General features: G+C 71.9%; 15 protein-coding genes and 2 tRNA genes. 10 read left to right on the top strand and 7 right to left on the bottom strand.

Features of this window, described 5'->3' with window-relative positions; genetic code table 11:
• Positions 1 to 67 precede the first annotated feature (67 nt).
• Both J2X46_RS00085 and J2X46_RS00080 read left to right on the top strand, forming a co-directional pair.
• Positions 68 to 862 (top strand): hypothetical protein, encoded by a 795-nt coding sequence (locus J2X46_RS00085; protein ID WP_310245352.1) that lies wholly within the window; start codon positions 68 to 70, stop codon positions 860 to 862.
• 49 nt (positions 863 to 911) lie between these two features.
• Positions 912 to 2,186, top strand: coding sequence for a deoxyguanosinetriphosphate triphosphohydrolase (locus tag J2X46_RS00080; protein WP_310245350.1), 1,275 nt, complete (start codon positions 912 to 914; stop codon positions 2,184 to 2,186).
• A 66-nt stretch (positions 2,187 to 2,252) separates the two neighbouring features.
• Here the strand turns inward: J2X46_RS00080 and J2X46_RS00075 are convergent, their stop codons facing one another.
• From J2X46_RS00075 to J2X46_RS00065, 3 genes are read right to left on the bottom strand one after another with little or no spacing between them, the layout of a single operon-like run.
• Positions 2,253 to 2,579, bottom strand: a complete 327-nt coding sequence (locus J2X46_RS00075; RefSeq protein WP_310245347.1) for a YtxH domain-containing protein — start codon at positions 2,577 to 2,579, stop codon at positions 2,253 to 2,255.
• 19 nt (positions 2,580 to 2,598) lie between these two features.
• Positions 2,599 to 2,850, bottom strand: a complete 252-nt coding sequence (locus J2X46_RS00070) for a DUF3618 domain-containing protein (RefSeq protein WP_310245345.1) — start codon at positions 2,848 to 2,850, stop codon at positions 2,599 to 2,601.
• On the bottom strand, positions 2,843 to 3,250 hold the full coding sequence (locus J2X46_RS00065) for a phage holin family protein (protein ID WP_310245343.1): 408 nt from the start codon (positions 3,248 to 3,250) through the stop codon (positions 2,843 to 2,845). Before J2X46_RS00065 ends, J2X46_RS00070 begins: the two co-directional genes overlap by 8 nt.
• Before the next feature lie 115 nt (positions 3,251 to 3,365).
• Between J2X46_RS00065 and dnaG the strand changes: the two genes are divergently transcribed.
• The 5 genes from dnaG (at position 3,366) to J2X46_RS00040 (ending at position 8,470) form a co-directional block, all read left to right on the top strand.
• Positions 3,366 to 5,267, top strand: coding sequence for a DNA primase (gene dnaG, locus J2X46_RS00060; protein ID WP_310245341.1), 1,902 nt, complete (start codon positions 3,366 to 3,368; stop codon positions 5,265 to 5,267).
• Positions 5,264 to 5,770 carry a hypothetical protein gene (locus tag J2X46_RS00055; RefSeq protein WP_310245338.1) on the top strand — a complete coding sequence of 169 codons (507 nt, stop codon included), beginning with the start codon at positions 5,264 to 5,266 and terminating at the stop codon, positions 5,768 to 5,770. Before dnaG ends, J2X46_RS00055 begins: the two co-directional genes overlap by 4 nt.
• A 52-nt stretch (positions 5,771 to 5,822) precedes the next feature.
• Positions 5,823 to 5,898, top strand: a tRNA-Asn gene (locus tag J2X46_RS00050).
• Between the two features lie 236 nt (positions 5,899 to 6,134).
• Positions 6,135 to 7,421, top strand: coding sequence for a ferredoxin reductase family protein (locus tag J2X46_RS00045; protein ID WP_310245337.1), 1,287 nt, complete (start codon positions 6,135 to 6,137; stop codon positions 7,419 to 7,421).
• A gap of 233 nt (positions 7,422 to 7,654) precedes the next feature.
• Positions 7,655 to 8,470, top strand: coding sequence for a hypothetical protein (locus J2X46_RS00040; RefSeq protein WP_310245336.1), 816 nt, complete (start codon positions 7,655 to 7,657; stop codon positions 8,468 to 8,470).
• An 8-nt stretch (positions 8,471 to 8,478) separates the two neighbouring features.
• Here J2X46_RS00040 and J2X46_RS00035 read toward each other — a convergent pair whose 3' ends face one another.
• From J2X46_RS00035 to J2X46_RS00025, 3 genes are read right to left on the bottom strand one after another with little or no spacing between them, the layout of a single operon-like run.
• Positions 8,479 to 9,219: a PIG-L deacetylase family protein gene (locus J2X46_RS00035; RefSeq protein WP_310245335.1), complete on the bottom strand. Its 741-nt coding sequence runs from the start codon at positions 9,217 to 9,219 to the stop codon at positions 8,479 to 8,481.
• A 54-nt stretch (positions 9,220 to 9,273) separates the two neighbouring features.
• Positions 9,274 to 10,575 (bottom strand): DUF1501 domain-containing protein, encoded by a 1,302-nt coding sequence (locus J2X46_RS00030; protein WP_310245334.1) that lies wholly within the window; start codon positions 10,573 to 10,575, stop codon positions 9,274 to 9,276.
• 1 nt (position 10,576) lies between these two features.
• Positions 10,577 to 12,103 carry a DUF1800 domain-containing protein gene (locus tag J2X46_RS00025; RefSeq protein ID WP_310245331.1) on the bottom strand — a complete coding sequence of 509 codons (1,527 nt, stop codon included), beginning with the start codon at positions 12,101 to 12,103 and terminating at the stop codon, positions 10,577 to 10,579.
• 36 nt (positions 12,104 to 12,139) lie between these two features.
• Here J2X46_RS00025 and J2X46_RS00020 point away from each other — a divergent pair, with 36 nt between their 5' ends.
• Both J2X46_RS00020 and J2X46_RS00015 read left to right on the top strand, forming a co-directional pair.
• Positions 12,140 to 13,096, top strand: coding sequence for a GNAT family N-acetyltransferase (locus J2X46_RS00020; protein ID WP_310245328.1), 957 nt, complete (start codon positions 12,140 to 12,142; stop codon positions 13,094 to 13,096).
• A 12-nt stretch (positions 13,097 to 13,108) separates the two neighbouring features.
• Positions 13,109 to 13,182, top strand: a tRNA-Ile gene (locus J2X46_RS00015).
• Positions 13,183 to 13,194: 12 nt separating this feature from the next.
• Here J2X46_RS00015 and J2X46_RS00010 read toward each other — a convergent pair.
• On the bottom strand, positions 13,195 to 14,574 hold the full coding sequence (locus J2X46_RS00010; RefSeq protein WP_310245326.1) for a serine/threonine-protein kinase: 1,380 nt from the start codon (positions 14,572 to 14,574) through the stop codon (positions 13,195 to 13,197).
• Positions 14,575 to 14,646: 72 nt separating this feature from the next.
• On the opposite strand from J2X46_RS00010, the gene tyrS reads away from it, so the two are divergent.
• Positions 14,647 to 15,912, top strand: coding sequence for a tyrosine--tRNA ligase (gene tyrS, locus J2X46_RS00005; protein WP_310245323.1), 1,266 nt, complete (start codon positions 14,647 to 14,649; stop codon positions 15,910 to 15,912).
• Positions 15,913 to 16,349: the final 437 nt, after the last annotated feature.

Genomic DNA, 16,349 nt, shown 5'->3' with positions numbered 1-16,349 from the left:
TGCTACCCGTAACCCCCGTTCCCCCCGAATCCCCCGTTCCGTCCAGGTCTCCGCACCGCTCGCCGTCGTGGCGACGCTGTCCGCGGTGACGATGGGCGTCCTGTCGGCCACGCCCGACTCGGGCTCCGACCTGCTGGCCGCGTCCAGCTCCAGCCAGTCGATCGCCAACGCCAGCGCCCTGTCGCGCCGCGGCGAGGCGACGGTGTCGCGGTCCCAGATCCGCACCGCCGCGAAGGCCGAGTCGGCCGCGCGCAACGACCTCCTGGTCGACAAGACCGCACGGCGCCTGGCCAAGAAGGTCGGCGACCAGCTCTGGACGACCGCCGACCTCAACCTGTGGGACGGCCCGAGCGAGAAGGCCGACAAGCTCGGCGTCATCGACGCCATCAAGCAGGTCTCCGTGACCGGTCGCGAGCAGGCCGGCCGCACGCAGGTCGTCATCGACGGCCAGTCGCGCTGGGTCACCAGCGCCTACCTCGCCGAGGACAAGCCGGAGCCCGGTCCGTCCATGGGCGGCGCGTGCACCAACGGCACGACCGCCAGCGGCGGCGACGCCAACATCCAGGCGGTCCACGAGGCCGTCTGCGCCAACTGGCCCAGCATCTCCACCTACGGCACCCTCCGCGGTGGCGGCGGTGACCACCCGCTCGGCAAGGCCGTCGACATCATGGTCAGCGGCTCCGTCGGCTGGGACGTCGCGGAGTTCGTCCGTGCCAACGCGGCGGCGCTCGGCGTCACCTACGTCATCTACTCCCAGCACATCTGGTCCGTGGAGCGCTCCGGCGAGGGCTGGCGCGGCATGTCCGACCGTGGGTCGACGACGGCCAACCACTACGACCACGTGCACGTCTCGGTCTACTGACCGATCTCCGTCGGACAGCGTCCTCGGTGCTCGCTAGGCTGACCGGCCGATGAGCATCGAGGACCTGTACGACGACTCGGCGCGCGAGCGCCTGGTCGCCGAGCCGCCGAAGCGGGTCGACGCGCCCGTCCGGCTGGCGTTCGAGCGCGACCGGGCACGCGTCGTCCACGCGGCGGCGTCGCGCCGTCTCGCGGCCAAGACGCAGGTCGTCGGTCCGCAGACCGACGACTTCGTCCGCAACCGGCTCACGCACAGCCTCGAGGTCGCCCAGGTCTCGCGTGACCTGGCCCGTGCCCTCGGCACGCACCCCGACATCGCCGAGACCGCGGCGCTGGCCCACGACCTGGGTCACCCGCCGTTCGGCCACAACGGCGAACGGGTGCTGGCCGAGCTGAGCGCCGACTGCGGCGGCTTCGAGGGCAATGCCCAGACGCTGCGTCTGCTCACCCGGCTGGAGTCGAAGACCTTCGACGCCGACGGCCGCTCGGCGGGGCTCAACCTCACCCGGGCCACCCTCGACGCCTGCACCAAGTACCCCTGGCCCCGCTCCGACGCGACCGGTCCCCACGGCGTGCACGCCGACGGCACCCCCCGGGTGGTCGTGAAGTTCGGCGTCTACGACGACGACCGGCCGGTCTTCGACTGGCTGCGCGTCGGCGTGGAGGGGCGTCGGCGCTGTCTCGAGGCCCAGGTGATGGACCTCGCCGACGACGTGGCGTACTCCGTCCACGACGTCGAGGACGGCATCGTCGCCGGTCGCCTCGACCTCACCCGGCTCGACCGCGACGCGCTCTGGGAGACGGTGCGCTCGTGGTACCTCCCCGGCACCGACGACGCCGCGCTCGACGAGGCCCTCGCCGGCCTGCGCGCCGTCGGCAGCTGGCCCCGGACGCCGTACGACGGCTCGCGCCGCAGCCTCGCGGCGATCAAGAACCTCACCAGCGACCTCATCGGCCGGTTCTGCGGCAGCGTCCAGGAGTCGACCTTCGCCGCCGCCGACGGCGAGCCCCTGGTCCGGCACCGCGCTGACCTCGTGGTGCCGACGGCGACCGAGGTCGAGATCGGCGTGCTCAAGGGCATCGCGTCCCTCTACGTCATGCAGGCCGACGACCGGGTCTCGCTGATGAAGCGCCAGCGCGAGCTCGTCGCCGAGCTGGTGGAGGGACTCTGGGCGCGCGGCGCCGATGCCCTCGACCCCGTCTTCGTCGAGGACTGGGACGCCGCGTCCGACGACCCCGCCCGGCGCCGGGTCGTGATCGACCAGGTCGCCTCGCTCACCGACGCCAGCGCGGTCACCCGCCACGCAGCGCTGACCGCCTCATAGGGGGCTGACCGCCTCATAGTGGGTCGAGTAGCCGAGCGAGGAACGAGCGAGGCGTATCGAGACCGATCAGGGCAGGTCGCCCTGCGGGTAGGGCTGGTCCTGCAGCGCCACGTTGTCGGGGTTGAGCTGGTCCTCGAGGTCGGAGCGGTGGTGGCCGTTGCTCGACGGCGTCACCTTGTCGGCTGCGGTGCTCGCTGCGGCGGCGACCTTGTCCTTGACCACCGGAGCCTTCTCCCTCGCCAGGTCGGCGGCCTGGTGCGCCTTCTCCTGCACGCGCGGGTCGTCCTTGACCCGGGTGGCGGCCTTCTTGATCTGCTCGTAGCGCTCGCGTCCGGCGCGGGTGCCGAGCACGTAGCCGGCGGCGAGGGCGAGCAGCAGGGGCAGCTTCTTCATGGTGGATCCTTCCGGTGGGTCAGCGGGTGCGGCGCAGGCGCCAGGCGACGAGGACGAGGGCCATCGCGACGAGCGACCCGGCAGCGGCGACGACCTCGGGGCGCGGCGCCCCGGTGTCGGTCGTGGCCGCGTCCTTGAGGTCGGCGACCTTCTGCTGGGCCTGGGACTTCACGTCGAGCTTGGCGGCGAGGTCGTCGACCGTGCCGGCGAGCTGCTCGCGCTGGAGGGCGATCTCCGCCTCGAGCTCCTCGGGCGTCTTCTGGTCAGGCATGGTGGTCCCCCTTCACCGTGGCGATGTCCTCCTTGAGCCCGTGGATCGCGCGCTCCGGGGCCGGTGGGGCGGCCTCGGTCACCTTGTTCTTCCCGACCAGGCCGGCGATCGCCGCGGCGACGAGGAGGACGACGGCGACGACGAGCGCGGCGAGCCACGCGTCCACGACGGTGGCCAGGCCCAGGATGGCGGTCGTGATGAGCGTCGCCAGCGCGAAGAAGCCGAGGAGCCCGGCGACGCTGAACATGCCGATCCCGACGCCCGCGCGCTTCCCCTTCTGGGCGACCTCGGCCTGGGCCAGCCGGATCTCCGAGCGGACGAGCTCCGGGATCTGCTGGGAGAGCTGGTGGACGAGTGCCCCGAGGGTCTGACCCTCTGGCGCTCCGTGCTGAGCGGTCATGTCTCGACCTTCGCAGACGCCCGAGCGCACCACCAGCGCCGTTCCCCCCAAGGGGTGCAGCGACGATGTGGAGACTCCGGCGCGGCGGTGGGTGCCCGCCCGTAGACTCCCGGGCGTGGCAGGCCGGATTCGCGACGACGACATCGCCGAGGTGCGCGAGAAGGCGCGCATCGACGACGTCATCTCGGGCTATGTCACCCTCAAGCGCGCCGGCGGCGGGTCGCTGAAGGGCCTGTGCCCCTTCCACGACGAGAAGACCCCGTCCTTCAACGTCAACGCCTCGCGCGGCTTCTTCCACTGCTTCGGCTGCGGGGAGGGCGGCGACGTCATCGCGTTCCTCATGAAGGTCGACGGCCTCACCTTCGGCGAGACCGTCGAGCGCCTCGCGGAGAAGTACGGCGTCCAGCTCCGGCGCGAGGACGGCGACGACGAGCCGGTCCGCCCCCGCGGCCCGGCCCGCGGCCGGCTGATCGAGGCCCACAAGGTCGCCCAGCAGTTCTACGCCGAGCAGCTCGCCGGTGCCGACGCCGTCGTGGCCCGGCAGTTCCTCGACCAGCGCGGCTTCGACCAGGCGGCGGCCGAGACCTTCGGCGTCGGGTTCGCGCCCCGCGACGGCGAGGCACTGACCCGCCACCTGCGTGGGCGCCGCTTCACCGACGAGGAGAGCGTCGCCGCCGGGCTCGTCGCCCTCGGCCGCTCCCACTACGACCGCTTCCGCGGCCGGCTGGTGTGGCCGATCCGCGAGGCCAACGGCGACACCATCGGCTTCGGTGCCCGCCGGATCTTCGACGACGACCGGATCGAGGCGAAGTACCTCAACACCTCCGAGACGGCGATCTACAAGAAGAGCCAGGTGCTCTACGGCATCGACCTCGCCCGCACGGCGATGAAGGACGCCCAGCAGGCCGTCGTCGTCGAGGGCTACACCGACGTGATGGCCTGCCACCTCGCCGGGGTGAAGACCGCGGTCGCCTCCTGCGGCACCGCCTTCGGCACCGACCACGCCCGCGTGCTGCGGCGCTTCCTCGGCGACCACAACGAGACCAGCGGCGAGGTCATCTTCACCTTCGACGGCGACTCCGCCGGCCAGAAGGCCGCCATGAAGGTGCTGGAGAGCGACCAGGTATTCGCCTCGCAGACCTACGTCGCCGTCGCGCCCGAGGGCATGGACCCGTGCGACCTCCGGCTCAAGGAGGGCGACGAGGCGGTCCGCGAGCTCGTCGCCAAGCGCCAGCCGCTCTACCGCTTCGCCCTCGACAACATCCTCACCCGCTACGACCTCGACCGCGCCGACGGCCGGGTCGACGCGCTGCGCGACGCGGCCGGCCTGGTGGCGAGCATCCGCGACAAGACCAAGGTCGAGTCGTTCTCCCGCGAGCTCGCCCACATGGTCGGCGTCGACGTCGACGAGGTGCGCGGGGAGGTACGCCGCGCGGCCAGCCGCCCGGCGCGCACGGAGGATCGTCGTACGACCCGGGCGGCGGAGGCGCCGCAGCCGCAGGAGCCGGCCCGCCCGGCGCTGCCCAGCCTGTCCGACCCGCGCTTCATGATCGAGCGCGAGCTGCTCAAGCTCGTCATCCAGCACCCCGCGGGCGTCGGGCGCACCACCACCCACGTCACGACCAGCGACTTCACCCACCCGACCTTCCAGGGCGTCTGGGAGGCCGTCACCGCGGCCGGCGGGCCGGCCAGCGCCGCCGACGACCCCGGCTGGGCCAACCGTGTCCGTGGGGCCGCCAGCGAGGGTGCCGTGGTCGCGGCGATCACCGAGCTCGGCGTGGAGCCGGTGCGCGGCACCTCCGACCCCAACCCGACCTTCGCGGTCGCCTACGTCTACCGCCTCCAGGAGCTCACCACGTCCCGCCGCATCGCCGACGTCAAGGCGCGCCTGCAGCGCACCAACCCGGTCGACAACGCCCTCGACTACAACCGCATGTTCGGTGAGCTGGTGATGCTCGAGCAGCACCGCCGCAAGCTGCGCGAGGGTGCCGTCGGCCAGCCCGGGGGACAGTCATGAGCCCGCTCCCGGGGCGGGCCCGCACGCCCGACGTGGACGTGCCGCGCGGCGAGAAGGTGCTCGCCGCCGCCACAGCAGCCGACGGCACGGTGCTGGCCGGCACCCGCGACGCCTTCTACGTCGTCGTCGACGGGGAGATCCGCCGGGTGCCGTGGGAGCAGGTCGAGGCCGCCGACTGGGACCGCGACACCGACACCTTCCGTCTCTCCGAGGTCGGCACCTGGGGCGAGCAGCGTCCGGTGCACACCGCGACGCTCACCGAGCCCGGGCGGCTGCTCGAACTGGTCCGCGAGCGGGTCACCGCGAGCGTGGTGCTGCAGCGCCACGTGCCGGTCGGCGGGCGGCGTGGGCTGCGCGTCATCGCCCGCCGCGCGCCGGCGGGCCGCGGCGGCATCCAGTGGGTCTACGAATACGACGAGGGTGTCGACCCCGACGACCCCACCGTCCGCGCCGCGGCGCGCAGCGCCCTGGAGGCGATGCGGCGCGACGTGGGACTGCCCTGATTTCACCAGTGGTGTCCCGGCTTGCTAAGGTTTCGCCTCGCTGCACAAGCGATCCCCTGTAGCTCAACTGGCAGAGCATTCGGCTGTTAACCGGAGGGTTGTTGGTTCGAGTCCAACCGGGGGAGCCAGAGACGGGCCCGAGGCACCACGCCTCGGGCCCGTCCGCGTTCCGGGCATGAGGTCTTCTTGAGCCCTGCTTGATGTCGAGGCAACACGGGTCGGTCTAGATTCCGGGCCGTCCCATCCCCGCCCCGGTGGAGAGTCCGCCATGGCACGCTCCAAAGCCTCGGGTCGTACGCTCACGCCTCAGCGCGTCACCGGCACCGGCGCTCGCCGCCGTCGGCTGGCGCCGACACTCATGCGCGTGGCAGTCACCCTCCTCGTCACCGCTCCGGTCGTGGTGCTGGCCACGGCTCCCGACCGTGTCGGGTCGAACCCGTGGGAGCGCGTCTCGCTCGTGACGAGCCTCGCGGCGGCTTCGTTGCTGCTGGTCGCCTTCGTGCTGCCGAGCCGGCTGCGCGCGATCACCACCTACCTCGGCGTCGAGCGGGTGCTCCGCAGCCACCGACTGCTCGCGCTCGTCGCCGCTGCCCTGGTCGTCATCCATGTCGCGTCGGTCCTCGGCCACGCCGGACCCGGGGTGCTCGACCTGCGCACGGCGCCACCCCGCGTGTGGGCGGCGACGGTGGCGACCCTCGCCCTGCTGGCGATGGTCCCGCTGGCGATGACGCGTCGCAAGCGCCGCCCGCGCTACGAGGGGTGGCGCTTGCTGCACGTCGCCCTCGGAAACCTGGTCCTCTTCGGCACCGCCCTGCACGTGTTCTGGCTGCACGACCTGACGTCCTACCGGTGGGGCGCGGCATGGTTCGCGGGGCTGCTGGTGGGGCTGCTGCTGCTCACGGCCTACCGGTGGATGTGGAGACCGTGGCGCTCGCACCAGACGGCCTACGTCGTCGACGAGGTGCGCGTGGAGTCAGCGAGTGCGGTGACCGTGGCTGTGCACGCGGACGGGCACGCCGGCGTGGACTTCCGCCCGGGACAGTTCGCGTGGTTGAAGCTCGGCGAGTCGGCGTTCGTGTTCGAGGAGCACCCGTTCACCATCGCGTCGGCCGCGACGCGTCCGTGGCGCAAGGAATTCACCGTCAAGGCCCTGGGTGACTTCAGCGAGATCCTGGCAGGTCTCCGGCCCGGCAGGAGGGTCCACCTGGACGGCCCCCATGGCGCCTTCACCCTCGACGGGCTGCGTTCCGACGGCTTCGTGTTCGTGGCGGGTGGCGTGGGCATCACCCCCATGCTGAGCATGTTGCGCACGATGGCCGATCGTGGCGATCGTCGACCCGTGCTGCTGGTGGTAGCGGGTCGCACGGCCGACGACCTGCTGCACCGTGCCGACCACGAGCATCTCGGACAACGGCTCGACCTGCGCCTGGTGGAGGTCCTCGAGGAGCCGCCCGAGGAGTGGGACGGCGAGGTGGGGTGGCTTACCCGCGACGTCCTGGCCTCGGCCCTCCCGGGCAGACGTGGTCGGGCGCACCTGGACTACTTCGTGTGCGGTCCCGGCCCGATGGTCGCCGCGGCGACCCGGATCCTGGAGGACGACTGGGGCGTCCCCGACCGCCGCATCCACACCGAGCTCTTCGACGTGGTCTGAGAGAAGGGCCCGAGGCATCACGCCTCGGGCCCTTCGCCGTCTCCGCACGCCGTTGTGCGAGGGCGACCCGGGAACCCCATGCCACGCGCCCGGGCCGCGTGACCCCACTGTGCGCCGCCCACGTTTCCGCCCGGGGCTGCTCCCGGTTGCCGTGACGTAACGCTTCCGCCCGGCCCTGTGAACTGTGCGTTACACCGCCGGGTACGACGCCCGCGCTGCGCAAGGGTGGTCGCATGAGCGCGGACCTGATCCCCGGCACGATCGACCACGCAGGCTTCGTCGCGCGCCCGGACGGCACCGTGGTGGGTGACGACGGCGCGTCCGGGGCGCTCGCCGCCGCGCTGCCGTACACCGGCCGCCTGGCCCGCCGGATGGGCGAGCTCGTCGAGGCGGGCGACCTCCGCGCGCTCGAGGCGATCGGGCTCTCGCGCCTGACGGTGGGCGTCACCTGGACACCCGCGGGGGAGGGCACCTACCGGGCACAGGTCACGCCGCTCGAGGCCCGCGCGGTGCCGCACTACATGGTGGTCGGGGCGGTCGACACCGCGGCCGCGCTGAACCACTGCCTGGAGCGCATCCTGACCCTCGACGGCGTCCGCTGGAGCTCGGTCGTCACCGCGGGCTCGCGCGTGATCGCGGCCCGGGGCGAGGGCCAGGACCTGCACCACCTCGCCGAGGTGGGCAACCGGATGCTCGGCATCCTCCGCTCGCTCGAGGACCGGCACACGACGGGCTTCCTGCGGCTGCGCTTCGAGCAGGGCGCGCTGATCGGCGCGTCCCTCGGCCGCCACGCCCTGGTGACGTACGCCGACCGCGCCGGCGACGACGAGCTCGTCGCGATGATCGACGAGGTCCGCGCGGTGCTGGCCGGTCACGACCTGGCGGCCGTCACGACGGAGTTCGACCCCGACGCCCGGGAGCCGGAGCCCGCGGTCGAGACCGTCGAGCCCGAGCCGGTGGCCGCCCCGCCGCTCGTCGGCGCCCGCTTCGCCGGTGCCGGTGAGCGCGCGCCCCGCGCGCCTCGCCGGTCGCGCTTCCGCTCCCGCTGAGCGGCGGCTCAGCCCCAGCCGAGCGGGAAGACCTCGAACGTCGTCGCGTGGGTGACGCCGAGCCCCTGGCCGCCGGCGCGCAGGATCCCGTCGAGGAACTCCTCGGGGTCCCAGCCCTCCCAGCCGAGGCCGTCGATGTAGGCCTTGTGCTCCTTGAGCGAGTCCACACCGGCGTCGAAGGTCTCGGTGACGTCCACCGCGTGCGTGGCCTGCGGCGAGTTCGCCGCCCACACCGCGCGCACGCCGCCCCACGGCTCGAGGCCGTCGGTGAGCTGGTCGGGGAAGATCCACCGGTTCCCCGCATCCCGTACGGCGTCCAGCAGGGCCCGGCCCACCGCGATGTGATCGGCCTGGTTCAGGTTCGTCCCACCGAAGGTGTCACGGAAGTTGATGGTCGCCGCGATGTCCGGGCGCTGCTCGCGCACGACCTGGGCGATCGCGGCCCGCAGCGCGACGCCGTACTCCAGGACGCCGTCGGGGAGCCGCAGGAAGACGACCTCGTCGACGCCGACGACGCCCGCCGAGGCGATCTCCTCCGCCTCACGGGCGGGACGGCACTCGTCGGGGTGCATCCCGTCGATGCCGGCCTCGCCGCTGGTCACCATGCAGTAGACGACCTTCTTGCCCTGCCCGGTCCAGCGCGCCACCGCGGCCGCGGCGCCGTACTCGATGTCGTCGGGGTGGGCCACCACGAAGAGCGCGGTCTGCCAGTCCTCGGGGAGGGGCTCGAAGCTCGGAGGGTTCGCCATGGGCCGAGCATGGCACTCGCCCGGGGCCCTGTCTGCCCCGGGACGAGCCGCGCGCTAGGCCATCACGCCGACGGACTGCGGTGCGAAGCCCGGGAAGACCTGGGCGACGCTGACGCCGAACCGCCGGGTGACGACCTCGGTGAGCACGCTGCGGTAGTCGGTGGTGACCAGCAGGTCCCCGTCGAGGGTGTTCTGCAGGCCCGGCCACGAGCCGTAGTACTTCCCGCCCTTCACGCCCGCGCCGGCCACGAACATCACGTTGCCGAAGCCGTGGTCGGTGCCGTAGTTGTCGTTCTCCTTCACCCGGCGGCCGAACTCGCTCAGCGTCACGAGCGTGACGCGCGAGGCGTCGGGGCCGAGGTCGGTGAAGAAGGCGGCGATCGAGCTGGCCAGGTCGCCGGCGTTGCGCCTCATGTCGCCCCAGTCGACGGTGCCGAGGTCGGTGTGCATGTCCCAGTCGCCCTGGTCGACGGTGATGACCTCCGCCCCGACGCCCGAGCGGACGATGCGCGAGACGTCGGAGAGCGCCTTGCCGAGGGACGACCCCGGGTAGGCCGTCGCCGGCGTGCCGGCCGCGGTGTCGCGTGCGGCGCCGAAGGTCTCGGCGCCCTCGATCGCGTCGCGGACCGCCTTGCTCATCGGCCCGCTGCCCTGCCAGGCGTGCTTGAGGGAGGCGAGGCGACGCCCGTCCTCCTCCGTGCCGGCGACCTTGGCGCTGTCGACCCGCGGGACCACGAAGGCCGGCTCGGCGCCGAACAGCGACGTCGGGATCTGGTTGCCCATGGCCGTGCCCTGCAGCGGCGAGGCGCCGGGCAGCTGGCCGAGGAGCCGGTTGAGCCAGCCGTTGCGGGCGGTCGAGCCGGGGGCCGCGTCCTCGATGGCCTCCATCGCCGCGAAGTGCGAGCGGTTGGGGGTCGCCATACCGGTGGCGTGGACCGCGGCGAGCGTGCCGGCGTTCCACATCGGCACCAGCGGAGCGAGCGCCGGGTGCAGGCCGAACATCGCGTCGGGCACCAGCAGGGAGGCCTGCGGGATGCCGATGCGCGGGCGGGCGGCGTAGTAGTTCGGGTCCGCGTGCGGCACGACGAGCGAGAGCCCGTCTGCGGCGCCGCGCAGCGACAGCAGCACCAGCACGGAGCCGGTGCCCGCGAGGCGGGACTGGGCGCTGCCGGTGACGGCGTACGCACGGGTGGTGCCGCCCAGACCTGGGCCGAGGGCGACGGCGCCACCCGCGAGGAGCGTGCCGCCGAGCAGGCTGCGCCGGCTCAGGGCGAGGCGCGCCTCGTCGTAGTCGGGGCAGCCGCAGGCGCGGGTGGTGGGAGTGGTGGGGCCGGAAGTGGGGCTCTGTGAAGTCATGTCAGCACGCCAGGTGGTCGGGGGAGTCGAGGACGGCGGCGAGCAGCCGTGGGAAGCCCCACTGGTAGAGGCCGTGCTCGCGGTCGATCTTTTCCTTGGGCTTGCACCCGGTGGCCAGGCTGGCCGTGGTCACCAGGCCCTTGGTGGCCGGCTTGTGGAGCAGGTCGCGGCTCACCTCGTCGACGAGGTCGGCGAACCTGATCGGCTTCTTCGCCGGCACCCACGCGCTCGGCTTGCGGTAGTGGAGGTCGACCTTCGGCCACCAGCCGCCGGCCATGGACCAGTGCATCGACATGGAGCCGAGCGCCCGGGAGGGCGAGGCCCAGATGTCGTTGCGGACGGGCGTGCCGTCGGGCCGCGGCCACGCGTGCGGCGAGAGGCCGAGCCCCTGGGCCTGCCAGAGCATCGCGTAGATCCCGGAGTCGTCACCGCTGGGCTTGTCGACGCGCACGCCGAGCGCCCGGTAGGTCGCCACGACGTCCTCACTGGGGTCGCGCAGCTTGTCGCCGGCCGAGGAGCGGAACTCCTTGCTCGCGACCAGCGCGCGCAGCACCGGCACGATCTCGGTGTCGTTCTTGAGGTAGACCTTCGCCAGCCGGTTGACCAGCGACTGCGGCGGGTCGTCGCGCACGAACTTGGTCGCCAGCCGCTCCGCGATGTGGCGCGCGGTGAGCGGGTGGTGGGCGAGGTACTTCAGGTAGTCCTTGGTGAGCTTGCGCCCGTCGCCCTTGCCGTTCTTGTCGCTGAAGCCCTTGACCTTCACCCGACCGCGGTAGTGGTCCTCCTTGACGTAGGACGCGGCCCACGTCTCCCAGAGGTCCACGTGCCAGCCGGTGAGGATGCGGGCCGACGCCTTGACGTCGTCCTCGCTGTAGTTGCCGGCGCCGAGGGTGTGCAGCTCGAGGAGCTCGCGGCCGAGGTTCTCGTTGGGAGCACGCTTGGTCGAGGTCGCGGCCGACAGAAAGATCAGCATCGCCGGGTGGGTCGTGGTCTCGACGAGCATCTCGTCGAAGCGGCCCAGGGCGTGCTTGCGGATGGTGTCGCCGTAGTCGACGCGCCAGGTGAAGTGGGCGTCGCCGCTGACCGGGACGTGGAGCATGCCCTCCCAGAACTCGGTCATCTTCTCGAGGACCGGCCGGCGGGTGCGGATGCGGCGCACGAGCAGCCAGCGCCCGTAGTCCTCCATGACCTGCCAGCCGCCGCGGATCTCCTTGACCTGGCGCTGCCAGAGGTCGGACGGCTTGCGCTCGAGGTCGGGCCACCAGCGTCGTACGGCATCGGCGTCGCCGTCGGGGAACGACCCCGGACGGGTGAGCTGCTGCTCGAACCACGCCGACGCGCCACCGGCACGACGTACGTCCTGCGCGAGCCGCTTGTCGACGCCGTAGCCGAATCGCGTGACGAGATGGCGCTGCGACGGGGTCAACAGCTCCTGCTTGTTCTTGGCCACCGAGGGTCCTCCCACTCCCGAGACGCCGAACACTGTCCCACGCCCGGAGCCGGACACGAAGTCGAACTCGTATTTCATTTGCCGCAGGCTCCTGACCTGCGATCCCATCGCCCGGTGGACATCCAGGAGCTGGACACGACCGACCCCGCCGCCCTCCGGGCCTGGCACGAGGTGATGGAGCAGGCGGTGCGGGCCGACCGGCCGCACGCGCTGCTCGCCACCTACGAGGCCTTCGAGGTGACCGCGACGGCGCCGAGCACCTACTACTCGCGCACGTGGCTCCAGGCCGTCGAGGGCGCGGAGGTCGTCGGCGTCGCCGAGCTCGAGCTGCCGCTGCAGGAGAACCTCGACGTCGGCTGGTGCGAGGTCAGCGTGCTGCCCCAGCACCGGCGCCGCGGCGTCGGCCGCGCCCTGTGGGACGCCGTCGCGGAGCGTGGCCACGCCGACGGCCGCACGCGGCTCGGGGGAGAGGTGAGCGTCGACCTCGCCGTCGCCGGGGCCGGGTACGCCTTCGCCACGGCGCTGGGCGCGGTCGAGAAGCACCACGAGGACCACCTCCTCGCCGACCTGCCTGTCACCTCCACGGCCATCGACCCGGCCTACGAGCTGGTCGCCTGGCAGGGCCGCTGCCCCGACGAGCACCGCGCGGCGTACCTCGCCATGCGCAACCAGATGAACGCCGACGTCCCGACCGGTGAGCTCGACCTCGAGGCCGAGGTCCTCGACGACGCGCGCCTCGCGTCGTCGGAGGAGCGCCTGATGAAGGCGTACGACGTGCGCGTGGCCGCTGCCCGCCGCCGCTCCGACGGCGTGTTCGGGGGCTACTCGCTGCTCTTCGTCCCGCACGGCGCGGACTACGGCTGGCAGGACGACACCCTCGTCATGCCGGAGCACCGCGGCCACCGCCTCGGCGCCGCGCTGAAGTCGGCCAACTACGCCGGGCTGCCCGCCACGATCACCTCGGTCCACACCTGGACCGATCCCCAGAACACGGCCATGCACCACACCAACACCGCGCTCGGCTTCCGCGTCGTCGAGCACATGTACGAGGTCGAGGCGGTCATCGCCTAGGGTGCGCCCCGAGGGGCGGTAGCTCAGTCGGTCAGAGCAGAGGACTCATAATCCTTGGGTCGTGGGTTCGAGCCCCACCCGCCCTACGAGCGCGAGGCTCAGCCCTCGCCGGCGATCAGGTAGTGGTCGTCGAAGCGCTGGAGCTGCAGGCGCACGCTCTGGGTGTCCTTCTCGCCCGAGCGGAAGACGTAGTCGACCGTGTAGCCGACCGTCAGGTCGGAGGGGTCGCTCTGCACGTCGGCGAGCTTGGCCGAGCGGACGGTGCCCCACCAGCCGATGTAGCCCTGGTAGCCGCCGCTGGCCTGCTGGAACTCCGGCGTGAGCTGGTCGAATGCCGCGCGCGGGTCGCTGGTCACCGTCGAGAGGTAGGACGTGATGAAGGCGTCCATCTGCTGCCGCGTGTCCTCTGCCGATAGCGGAGGGGAGGAGCTCGGGGTCGTCTGCGAGCTGGTCGCGGAGCTGGTGGTCTCGTCGTCGGGAGCGGCCACGGGGGTGCCCCGCCCGGCCCACATGTACGCCGCCACGACCGCCGCGACGGCGAGCACCGCCGCGAGGGCGATCCAGGCGTAGCGCGCCCGGCTTCGGTGCGGCTGCTCCGGCACGGGCGCCGGAGCGGTGCGCACGGTCGGCATCACGCCGGTGCGCTCGCTGCCGTTGGCCACCGGCGCTGCCGTCGGCGTGACGGTGGAGCGCTGGCCACGGGCCAGGCGCGCGAGCTCGTCGCGCACCTTGTGCATCGGCCAGCGGTTCTCCGGCTCGCGGGTCATCATCACCGACAACAGGCCGGCCATCGGGTGGTCCTCGGGCAGCCTCGGCGGGTCCTCGTGCACGATCTTGTAGAGCGCGCCGATCAGGTTGTCCCCGACGTCGTACGGCGGCCGGCCGGTGACCGCGTGGTAGGCCGTGGCACCGAGCGACCACACGTCGCTGGCGGGCGTGGCGGACGAGCCCGAGGCGACCTCGGGCGCCAGGTAGGCCGGTGAGCCGGTCACGAGCCCGGTCTGGGTCAGCGAGGCGTCCTCGGCGGACTTGGCGATGCCGAAGTCGCTGAGCTTGGCGACGCCGTCGGAGACGAGGATGTTGCTGGGCTTCACGTCGCGGTGCACGATCCCCGCCTCGTGGGCCTCGGCCAGCGCATCGGCCGTCTGGCCGAGGTACGTCGCCGCCTCGGCCACGTCGAGCGGACCGGTCGCGCGGACCATCTCGCTGAGCGTGCGCCCGTCGACGTACTCCATCACCAGCCAGTGGACCTCCGCCTCCTCGACGAGGTCGAAGACGGAGACCACGTGGGGGTGGTTGAGGGCCGCGGCCAGGCGCGCCTCGCGGCCTGCGCGCTCGAGCGCGACGTGCTCGCCGGGGAGGATCCCGATGCGCTTGATCGCCACGGTGCGACCCAGCACCTCGTCGTGCGCGAGGTGCACGGTCCCGGAGCCGCCTCGACCGATCTCCCGCTCGAGCGTGTACCTGCCTGCGATCACGTGCCGTACCTCCTCCTGCCTCGCCCTAGGCTAGTGCCCGTCCACCAACCCGCCTCACCCGAAGGAATCCACGTGACGACCCCGAATGTCCTCGACGAGCTGGAGTGGCGCGGCCTCGTCGCCCACTCCACCGACCGCGACGCGCTCCGCGCGGCGCTGGGCGAGGGGAGCGTCAAGTTCTATGTGGGCTTCGACCCGACCGCGCCGAGCCTGCACATGGGCAACCTGGTCCAGATCCTCACCGCGCGGCGGCTGCAGGAGGCCGGGCACACGCCGTACGCCCTCGTCGGCGGCGCCACGGGCATGATCGGCGACCCGCGCGACAGCGGTGAGCGCACGCTCAACTCCCTCGACATCGTCAAGGAGTGGGTCGAGCGCGTCCGCGCGCAGATCGAGCCGTACCTCTCCTTCGAGGGCGCCAACGCGGCCACGATGGTCAACAACTACGACTGGACGGCCTCGCTCTCGACGATCGACTTCCTGCGCGACATCGGCAAGCACTTCCCGGTCAACCGGATGCTCGCCCGTGACGTGGTGAAGACGCGCCTCGAGGCCGGCATCAGCTACACAGAGTTCAGCTACATCCTGCTCCAGTCGATGGACTACCTCGAGCTCCACCGCCAGCACGGAGTCACGCTCCAGTTCGGCGGCTCCGACCAGTGGGGCAACCTCACCGGCGGCGTCGAGCTGATCCGTCGCGCCGACGGAGGCAAGGCACACGCCTTCGCCACGCCGCTGATCACCAAGGCCGACGGCACCAAGTACGGCAAGACCGAGGGCGGCGCCCTGTGGCTCGACGCCGACATGCTCTCGCCCTACGCCTTCCACCAGTTCTGGCTCAACGCCGAGGACGAGAAGGTGGTGGAGCTGCTCAAGGTATTCACCTTCCTCACGCGTGAGGAGATCGAGGACCTCGAGCAGCAGACGGCGGAGAAGCCGTTCCTGCGGGCGGGTCAGAAGCGCCTCGCCGACGAGGTGACGGCTCTGGTGCACGGCCAGCACGAGGTCGAGCAGGCCAAGGCCGCGGCCGCGGCGCTGTTCGGCGGGGGAGACCTGGGCGCGATCAAGCCCGAGACCCTGGGTGCCGCGCTCCGCGAAGCAGGGGGTACGACGCTCCCGGCCGGCGAGCTGCCCGGGATCCTCGACCTCCTGGTCGCCTCCGGGCTCGCCAAGAGCAAGGGGGAGGCCCGGCGCACGGTCGCCGAGGGCGGTGCCTACCTCAACAACGTGCGCGTGGAGGACGTCGAGCTCCAGCCGACGCACGCCGACCTGGTCGCCGGTTCGTGGCTGGTCCTCAGGCGCGGGAAGAAGAACTTCGCGGGCGTCGAGGTGGCCTGACGGCTGGGTCGTGTCGGGCGGGCAACGGCCCGTCCGACACGCCCCACCCGTCACAACAGGCCTCTGACCTGCGAAAACGCTGATGTGCTCGCGGTCACACCGTCTCGATTTGCGCGTTGTCATGAGTACGCATACTGTTCTCTCTGTCGCCAGGGAGCGGCGGGGAGCAAGACCGGTCAGGTCGGGCTCCCGGCCCCGGGCAGGACAACCCGAAGCGGTCATCGGTCACGGTGACACCACCGGGTCAGAGCGAAACCGCCCGCGATTTGCGCGGACAGAAAGTCGCTCGCTGCGTTTGACCAGTTGCCTCACGCAACCGAGATCCTCACCGGATCGCGATGTGGGTGCGTCTGATTTTTGAGAACTCAACAGTGTGTTTGATTAGTCGACGAATTAGTTTGTTATGCCCCGTTGACATCATGTTTGCTTCACCGCCT

It is taken from the genome of Nocardioides sp. BE266 (assembly GCF_031457855.1).
In the GTDB taxonomy this organism is placed as follows: domain Bacteria; phylum Actinomycetota; class Actinomycetes; order Propionibacteriales; family Nocardioidaceae; genus Nocardioides.
This window is presented reverse-complemented; position numbering and strand designations above follow the sequence as displayed.